Origin of the sequence: Streptomyces albospinus, from assembly GCF_014648695.1 — a bacterium.
Classification (GTDB): Bacteria; Actinomycetota; Actinomycetes; order Streptomycetales; family Streptomycetaceae; genus Streptomyces; species Streptomyces albospinus.
The window spans coordinates 48204-56235 of sequence record NZ_BMRP01000044.1; the positions used below are offsets into that span (position 1 = coordinate 48204).

7 protein-coding genes and 2 pseudogenes are annotated in these 8032 nt (G+C 68.7%); 5 read left to right on the plus strand and 4 right to left on the minus strand.

Going from position 1 to position 8032, the window contains the following annotated elements; translation table 11 throughout:
- The first annotated feature begins 401 nt into the window (after positions 1-401).
- Complete coding sequence (locus tag IEZ17_RS34535) at positions 402-1301, plus strand: MBL fold metallo-hydrolase (RefSeq protein ID WP_189307187.1); 900 nt, start codon at positions 402-404, stop codon at positions 1299-1301.
- A 293-nt stretch (positions 1302-1594) separates the two neighbouring features.
- A complete protein-coding gene (locus IEZ17_RS34540; protein WP_189307189.1) occupies positions 1595-2734 on the plus strand; it encodes a hypothetical protein in 1140 nt (379 codons plus the stop codon).
- A gap of 358 nt (positions 2735-3092) precedes the next feature.
- On the opposite strand, the gene IEZ17_RS34545 is transcribed toward IEZ17_RS34540, so the two are convergent.
- The 3 genes from IEZ17_RS34545 to IEZ17_RS34555 all read right to left on the minus strand — a co-directional run bounded on the left by IEZ17_RS34545 (position 3093) and on the right by IEZ17_RS34555 (position 5062).
- On the minus strand, positions 3093-3341 hold the full coding sequence (locus IEZ17_RS34545) for a hypothetical protein (RefSeq protein WP_229852924.1): 249 nt from the start codon (positions 3339-3341) through the stop codon (positions 3093-3095).
- Between the two features lie 903 nt (positions 3342-4244).
- The gene (locus IEZ17_RS34550) at positions 4245-4673 is read right to left on the minus strand and encodes an RNHCP domain-containing protein (protein WP_189307190.1); all 429 of its coding nucleotides are present in this window, start codon (positions 4671-4673) and stop codon (positions 4245-4247) included.
- Between the two features lie 26 nt (positions 4674-4699).
- The gene (locus IEZ17_RS34555) at positions 4700-5062 is read right to left on the minus strand and encodes an RNHCP domain-containing protein (RefSeq protein ID WP_189307192.1); all 363 of its coding nucleotides are present in this window, start codon (positions 5060-5062) and stop codon (positions 4700-4702) included.
- A gap of 776 nt (positions 5063-5838) precedes the next feature.
- Between IEZ17_RS34555 and IEZ17_RS34560 the strand changes: the two genes are divergently transcribed.
- The 3 genes and pseudogenes from IEZ17_RS34560 to IEZ17_RS43280 form a co-directional block, all read left to right on the plus strand.
- Complete coding sequence (locus tag IEZ17_RS34560; RefSeq protein WP_189307194.1) at positions 5839-6981, plus strand: serine hydrolase domain-containing protein; 1143 nt, start codon at positions 5839-5841, stop codon at positions 6979-6981.
- Between the two features lie 113 nt (positions 6982-7094).
- On the plus strand, positions 7095-7331 hold the full coding sequence (locus IEZ17_RS43995; RefSeq protein ID WP_268249878.1) for a hypothetical protein: 237 nt from the start codon (positions 7095-7097) through the stop codon (positions 7329-7331).
- A gap of 176 nt (positions 7332-7507) precedes the next feature.
- Positions 7508-7665: pseudogene (locus IEZ17_RS43280) on the plus strand (IS701 family transposase); the annotation flags it as partial.
- 111 nt (positions 7666-7776) lie between these two features.
- Here the strand turns inward: IEZ17_RS43280 and IEZ17_RS34570 are convergent.
- A pseudogene (locus IEZ17_RS34570) lies at positions 7777-8032 on the minus strand (IS630 family transposase); the annotation flags it as partial.

The following is an 8032-nucleotide window of genomic DNA, read 5'->3' on the forward strand; positions in this document are numbered from 1 at the left end:
GAGAAAGATCGAGAAAGATCGAGAAAGACATCACCCTCGCTTTGCTCCGCCACCCCGTTGACCTGCGGAAACGGGGAACTGTCGAGGCGGGTCAAGAGAGATCGCTGGTCGGATGATCACGCCATGACGACGACGCTCGCAAGCAGGGGATCCCCCCGTGCCCTTCGGCCGGGCACTGTTGCATCAGTTGCAGTTCTTCCCGTTGTACTGGTGAAGAGGAATTATTCGCTTCTTGCGCAATTCCCAGGTCCGGGAAGCCCAAAGGGCACGCGATCAGGTCCCGGTCATCCCGCGGTGCGCGATGCCTGTGATCCTGCCGAATCCCGCTCCTCGCCGAGGCGCAGTCAAGTGCAGTCATGCGGCCGGTAGCGCCTGCGGCATCTGGCGCGCAGGCTGAGGACATGGACACCATCGCGCTGGGAAAGGTGGAGATCACCCGCGTGGTAGAGCTGCCTGCCAGAGGCCGCGCCCGCGACTATGTCTTCCCCGACGTGCCCGTCGAGCATTGGCAGGCGTACGAGGACTGGCTCGCCCCCGTCTTCCTGGACCCGGCCGCCGACGAGGTCCGCATCATGATCCAGACCTGGCTGATCCGCAGCGAGGGTCGCACCATCCTGATCGACACCGGCATCGGCAACGATCGGGAGCGCCCGGCCATGCCGGCCTTCCACCATCTGCACACCCACTACCTCGGGGAGCTCGCCGCTGCGGGCGTCCGACCGCAGGACGTGGACACGGTGATCTGCACCCATGTCCACGGCGACCACGTCGGCTGGAACACCTGCCGGACCGACGACGGGGAGTGGCGACCGACCTTCCCCAACGCCCAGTACGTCATCTCGCGCGCCGACTTCGACTACTGGAACCCGGCGAACGGACACCGGACCCGCGCCGGCCCCCGGATGGCCAATGTCTTCGAGGACAGCGTCGCCCCCGTGCACCAAGCCGGACAGACCGTGCTGTGGGAGGGCGAACACCACGACATCGACGCCCAGCTCCGTATCGAGCCCGCCCCCGGCCACACGCCCGGCTCCTGCGTCGTATGGCTGCGGTCGGGCACCGACCGAGCGGTGTTCGCCGGGGACCTGCTGCACAGCCCCCTACAGATCGTCGAGCCGTACGACTGCCCCAGCTTCGACGAGGACGAGCCCCGCGCACGGGAAAGCCGGCGCCGGGTGCTGGGGGAGACCGCGGACCGTGGCGCCCTGCTGTTCCCTGCGCATTTTCCCGGGCCGGGAGCGGCCGAAGTGCGGCGCGTAGAGGGCCGGTTCGCGGTGAAGAAGTGGGCGGCATGGCGGTGAGGGCACGGATCCGAACCGGCGTAGCGGAGAGCACGGCTGGTGACGGAACCCGGGTCCCACGCAACCGGGAGCACGCGGATGACGTCGACTGATCCGTGAGAAGCAAACCAGTCAAGATAATCGTCGGGTGTGTGGCGCTCCTTTGCGTACTCGGCACCGCGATCGCACTCGGCAGTGTGCTGACGGGGTCAGGCGGCGACAAAAAGGCCGGCGCGAACGCCTCGAGGCCCCCCGATCCGGCCGAGAAGCAAGGACCCGGCGGTCCCGGCAAGGCACCTGCCGGCGGCCCGGTGATGCGTATCGACGGCTGGGACGGCCCGGTGACACCGAACGAGATCAAGTCGTTCACGGCACACGTCCGGACTCTCACCCCGGCCCCCGACAACACAGGCAACAACTGGGCCCAGGGCCCAAGCGGGCAGGCGGCCAAAGCCATGGGGAGGGTCTACGAGATCTCCCATGACACGGCCATACTCGACCGGATGATCGGCTTCTGCGACGCCGTGCTCTTCGAGCGCAACGACCTCGCTCCCAGCCCGGTCGGCCAACACACCCTGTGGACCGGCAAGATCGACCCCGCCTGGCCGAACAACGTCACCGCTCAGCCCGTCGGCACCGGCGGCGAGCAAGGCGACTCGATCGGCCACCTCGGCAACTGCGCACGGCAGATCCTCCAGACGCCCGCCATCTGGCACCACCGTGTGCCGACCGGCGACCCGCACCGATACGGCGCCTCCTACCTCGACCGGGCGAAGAAATACGTCGCGCAAGCCGATGCCGCCGTCGACGAGCACATCCTGGCCCGGCTGCTGGACGTCTCCCGCGGCAACCGCCAGTACTTCGCGGCGGATTCGCCCTACCAGGGCGGCAAACCGGTGCCGTGGAACCAGCAGATGATGTTCGACTACGGCTTCTCCAACCTGGCGATCGCCCATCAGATCCTGGGCGACGACGCACCGCGCGTCGCCCACTACGACCGGCTCGTCAGCACGAGCGTGAACTGGTTCTTCTCCACAACCCGCAAGTACACCGATCCCGCGGGCAAACCCGCCTATGACTGGGGCTACTCCCCATCGCAGTCGACCGGCGAGGACTCCAACCACGGCAGTCTGGACTGCGCGGGCATCTACCAGCTGTACCTCACCGGCAGATACGGCATCACCCCGGCCATGATGACCCCGCTCGCGGACATGTTCGTCGACGTGATGACCAAGGGACCGCACAAGTACGCCGGACGCGTCGACGGAACGAACGGCCGGGGCCACGGCTCTCCCACCAGCTACCTCCGCGACGGCTTCCTCTCCCTCGCCGAGTTCCGCCCCGACGCGTACCACGCCATGCTGGCCGAGGCTCTTCCCAGGGGCGGCACCGCGAACATCGGCTCGTTCTCCGATGCCCTGATGCTCAAGAGCCGCCGTAGCCAACGTCATTGAAGCCGGCCGTTCTCCTGGCCGACGCCGGTCCGCTCCCGCCGGCAGGTTCGGCGGAGTGGGGCCGGCATCGGCCTCGGCAGGGTGCTACGAGCCAGGCGTCTCGCAGCGGGGGAGTGCGGCCGGGTGGTCCGCCGGGTTGCCGGGCGCAGGCGCAGGCGCAGGCGCAGGCGCACGGCCAGTACGGCCAGTACGGCCACGTTGGCGAAGGTGATCGCGGCGAGGACGCCGGTGACGTACAGGCCTGCGGTGAGCGGCGCCGCGCGATGTGCAGCAGTTCGGTGCCCTGGCCGGCGGGCAGGCGCCCGCTGGCGGCTACCGCGCCGGACAGCGAGTCGCAGGTGCCGTCTATCCGGCCGCGTCAGACCACCGCGGCCACCATGCCGAGCAACGCGAAGCCGAGCGAGCCGCCGAAGCAGTTGCCGGTCACCGACATCGACGCCGCCGAGTCGGCACGCTCCGGCGGTACGCGCCCGACGACCAGCCCGGCGCCCAGCGCAAACAGCGGGCCGGTACCCAGCGCCAGGGCAGCGATGCCAATCATCACCAGCGGCAGGGCGAGCGCACTGTCCACGCCGACCAGCAGCAGGCCGCCCAGCGCCGACCGCACCAGCCCCGCCCGCGATCACGGGAACCCGCTCCAACCGACGACCACATGGTCCGCTACGCCATGCCCGGCCCGACGACCAAACCCTCCCGCGCCCCCGGCACCCTCCTGCGTCGCGTCTTGCGACTCGCCCCCCGCACAACCGCAACCAGCAACCCGACGGCCTCCACGCCACCGGCGCCCCCTGCGAAGCCGCCGACCCCCGCACCTCCACCCCGCACCAAGGGCTACAAAACCCAACGATCCGGTGACGGACCCGTCATTGACGCCAAGCGTGAGATGGGCATAGAGCCTCCCAAGGTGTAGGAACCGTCGCGAGGAGCCGCAACTCAGAGAGCCTGGCCGGAAGCACAGCACGCATCATCTCTCAGCGGGCCTTGGAAGAGGGCACCGCACCTCGCTGCCGGCGGCGTCCGCTGCCGGGCTGCGCGCGACGGCCAATGGCGACGACTCGGTTTCGGTACAGCCGTTTCGGCAGTCGAGGGAAGCGCCATGTTCCGGGCAGGCGACGACCGTGGTGTCCGGCAGCTGATGCCAGCTGACCGGTGACCCCGGAGAGGACGCACGAAGGGTTCGCCGTCCCCGCCGGGGGCCGTCCGGGCCGGCGCCCGCGGTCTGACTGGCCTGACTCAGGCGTGCCAGGCCTCCTTCATGCTGTTGATGTGGCCTGGGGACCCGGAGATCCTGGTGGTGCTCGACTCCGGGTGAGACGCACCCCGCATCGGCCACCTGCTGGGCGGCCTCCCCGTGCAGGTTCTGGGCCGTGCACGACCAGCCGGCAGGCGAGGCGGCGCGCTACCACCCGAAGGTGCCCGCGTCGGCCCTGGTGGCCACGGCTTCCGGCTGCTGATCGAGCAGGTCGGCGGGGGTACCGGTGCTGCGCACCGGTACCCCCGGGCTTCCTCCCTACAGGGTGAGCAGGGTGCGGCTGGCCATGGTGGTGTCCTGGAGCGGTTTGAGCGCCAGGCGTACCAGGACGAGGGCGTTGTCGTCGCCGGCGATGCGGTTCGCGCTGAGTTCACCGCAGGTCAGGCACTGGTGGACGATCATCCATTCGCCGTCCGGCCGCGTGAACATGGCCAGTGCCACCATCTGCCCGCGGCAGTCGGAGGCGCGGTCGCCGGGGATGCGGCGGTCGACGTGCAGGCTGGCCAGGCAGTTCGGGCAGTGGTTGCGGTGAGCCGTGCCCGGGGCGGTCAGGGATACGTCCAGGCGGCAGTTGACGCACCGGAAGTCGTGGGCGCGGTGGCCGCCGTTACCGTGCAGGACGTCCTTGTGCCGCTGCGGACGCCGTGCCGACCGGTCCCGGCCGCGTGGCTGTTTACGTCGTGGCATGACGGTGTTCCTCCTTCCGTCCGGGGTCACAGGCTGCCGAGGGCTTCGAGCGGGAACGGCGGCTGTGCGAGCGGGCGGACGGCCATGCGCATCAGCATGAGCTGGTTGTCGTCCGCGCACACCGGGTTGGAAGTGAGTTCGTCGCAGCGCACGCAACGGTGGATGAGCATCCAGTCAGCGGTGCGCAGCACGGCGATGGCGATCGGGGTCATCCGGCCGTGGCACTGGCTCGGGCCGCCCTTGACGTGGTCGCTGACGTGCTGGGAGTGCAGGCACGACGGACAGTGGTTGCGCCGCGTGCCGTCGGCGGCGAAGGTGGAAACGGTCAGACCGCACCATGCGCAGGTGAACGTGTCGACCTTGAGAGTGTTGTTGCTGATGTTGGACACCCGTAGTGCTCCTTGCTGAAAAGTCTGCGATGACAGCAAGAGCCGGCCGAGAGGTCCTCGACGAAGAGGCCACGCACACGCCGCCCAAGAACGGGCAGGGTGCTGCTTGGCGATACAGGGCACCGGAACTCACGTCCGGTCGCCGCGCAGGAATGGCGGCAGGAGAGACGGACGGTTACGCGGTGCTGCGAGGCGCGCTCGGCGCGGTCCGGGGCATGAACACACTCTTCCTAGGGCACACAGGCCCGGTAGGGGATCCGCGATCTGCGGTCCCCAGCACCGTAACAAGATCACCGGAAAGCGTGCCAGCGAATTTCCCTGCGCGGCATCACGGCGCCCGCGGCACTCACCGACGTCGATCTGCCCGGATCCGGAACATCGGCAAGCCTTTGCCCACGATCCTGAAGCTGGGCGTCGGTCGATCGGGCACCGCCCATAAGCTCCGCCCGGACGACTGGCAGACAGTGCCCGTGCCGTGGCTGCCGCTTTGGGGAGCCATCTCGGAGTCGACCCACGCCCGAACCCCCTTCGACGCCACCCGAGACCAACCGACACCACACCTCCGCGCTGGGCAAATACCATCCACACAGGCAAGATCAGCGACCGAACCTCATTCGGGACGGCTATCGCCAAGCGCGATCACGATCCGGACTGTGGTGTCCCGGGGGTTGGGAAATCCGCCCCCCAAGTGGGGTGCCAGCACCCGTGACCCGCGCAAACGAGGCGCGCAGACTAGGCGAACGCACATCACCCGACACACGACACCAAGGGGCACCATGCGCGTCTCCCGTACCCTGCTCACCGGCCTGCTTGTCACCGCGGCGATGGGCACCCTTGCCGTTCCCGCCACCGCCACGGCGGCTGACCGGCCGCACGGCCCGCGCGGCTCGGACAGCGAGCCGGACTCCGGTACGGCCCGCAAGGTCCGGCGCGATCTGGACCTGCTCACCCACAGGGGCGCGGTCGGCGCGCAGGTAAAGGTAACCGAGGGCGACCGGGCCTGGCTGGCCAGGTCGGGGGGTGCGCAGAAGACGGGAACCCCGGTGCCGCCTGAGGGGCAGTTCCGTGTCGGCAGTACCACCAAGATGTTCACCTCGGTGGCGCTGCTCCAACTCGTCGGTGAGGGGAAGGTGTTGCTGGACGAACCCATCTCGCGTTATCTGCCGTCGGGGCTGGTGCCCCAGGGCGACAAGATCACCGTCCGGATGGCGCTACAGCACACCAGTGGGCTGCATGACGTCGCGCGGGACCTGCCGCAGGGCGAGGAGTTCATCCGTCACCGCTTCCGTCACTACGACATGACCGACCAGGTACGGCGGGCCGCCGCCAAGCCCGCCGACTTCCCGCCCGGCACCGATTACGGCTACTCCAGCACCAACTACCTCGTTGCCGGGCTGATCATCGAGCGAGTGACCGGGCACTCCTACGCCACCGAGGTGCAAAACCGGGTCATCGCACCGTTGGGGATGCGCCACACGGTCGTGCCCGTTGACAGCTCCGTCATACCCGGGCCGCACGCGCACGGCTATATGGGGCAGACCGACATCAGCGCGCTGAACCCGTCCCTTGCGGGGCCGGCTGGGGGGATCATCTCCACGCCGGGTGACATGGACAAGCTGCTGATGGCGCTCACGTCAGGCAAGCTGCTGCGGCCCGCGCAGTGGAACGAAATGAACCACACCGTGGCCACCAAGGAACCCGGAGCGGGGTACGGACTCGGGCTCAAAGTGCGTGAGTTGAGCTGCGGGCGTACGGCGATCGGCCACACCGGCGGCATCCCCGGCTATGCGACGCTCGCGTTCACCACGAGGGACGGCAAACAGCGCGTGGTGCTCTCCGCGAACCTCGCCGACTGGCCTGCCGACGAAGCCATCGGCAAGCCCATCGACAAGGTCCTCAACGATGCGCTCTGCGGCTGAACCGCTCCCGATGCCGTCTCACCAGGACACCACAGCACCACGACGCGCCCTCGACCCAGAGCAGGGGGGCGGAGGTCGCCGCCGCGCTCGGAGTGCGGTTCGTCCCGAGCGGCGTGAGCGGCGATGCGTCGGTGGCTGCCGCAGCCGCGGATGTCGCCGAACGCGAGGGCGTGATCGACGTGACGTGCGAAGTTCGCCCCCGCGTCGGAAAGGTCCGGATGCGTCAGCAACTGCTCGGCGTGCCCACCTGCCGCCAGGTGAGACCGGAGGTTGCGGCCGAACCGACGGCTGGACAGCTCGCCGCTCAGGAAGCAGGCGACCATTTCGTCCTCACTGCTCATACCCAGTAGCTGCACGTCCGTCAGCATAGGATCGACCTCGTTGGGCGCCGCAGCCCGCTACCGGAGCGCGGCGCCGCCAGCTGCATCGAACACCGCGACCCGCGGCTCGCGGTTTGCTGCCCGGCGGATGGCCGGGCTTGCGGATGAGCCGCGGCCGGGAGCGGCGCAAGGCGGAACGGGTGCTTGACTACCGCGAGATGAAACAGGCCCTGGGCCTGGCCCACTTCGAGGGCGCCGCACCTGGCGAGGCTGGCACCACCACGTCACCCTCGTCTCCGTCGTGAACGCCTTCTGCACACTCCAGCGCATCACCCAGTCCCCAAAAGAAACGGCGTCGGCCTGAGCCTCTACCAAGTCGCCCGCCAACTGCACTTACTCCTCGCGGTCTGGATCGGCGCCTGCCCCACCTGTCACCGCACCGCACCAGAACCGCTATCAGCCTGACCAAGCACGACTAGTGACCTGAGTCAGAGGTTCGGTGGCAGTGGGCTGCGATTTTGTCCAGGATCTCGTCGGCGGTTTTCGTCCAGACTAACGGTCGCGGGTGTTCGTTCCAGTCGGCCAGCCATGCCCGGATGTCGCGTTCGAGAGTCTGGACGGAGCGGTGGACGCCGCGCTTGAGCTTCTTCTGCGTGAGCTCTGCGAACCACTGCTCCACCAGGTTCAGCCAGGACGAGCTCGTGGGCGTGAAGTGCAGGTGGAAGCGCGGG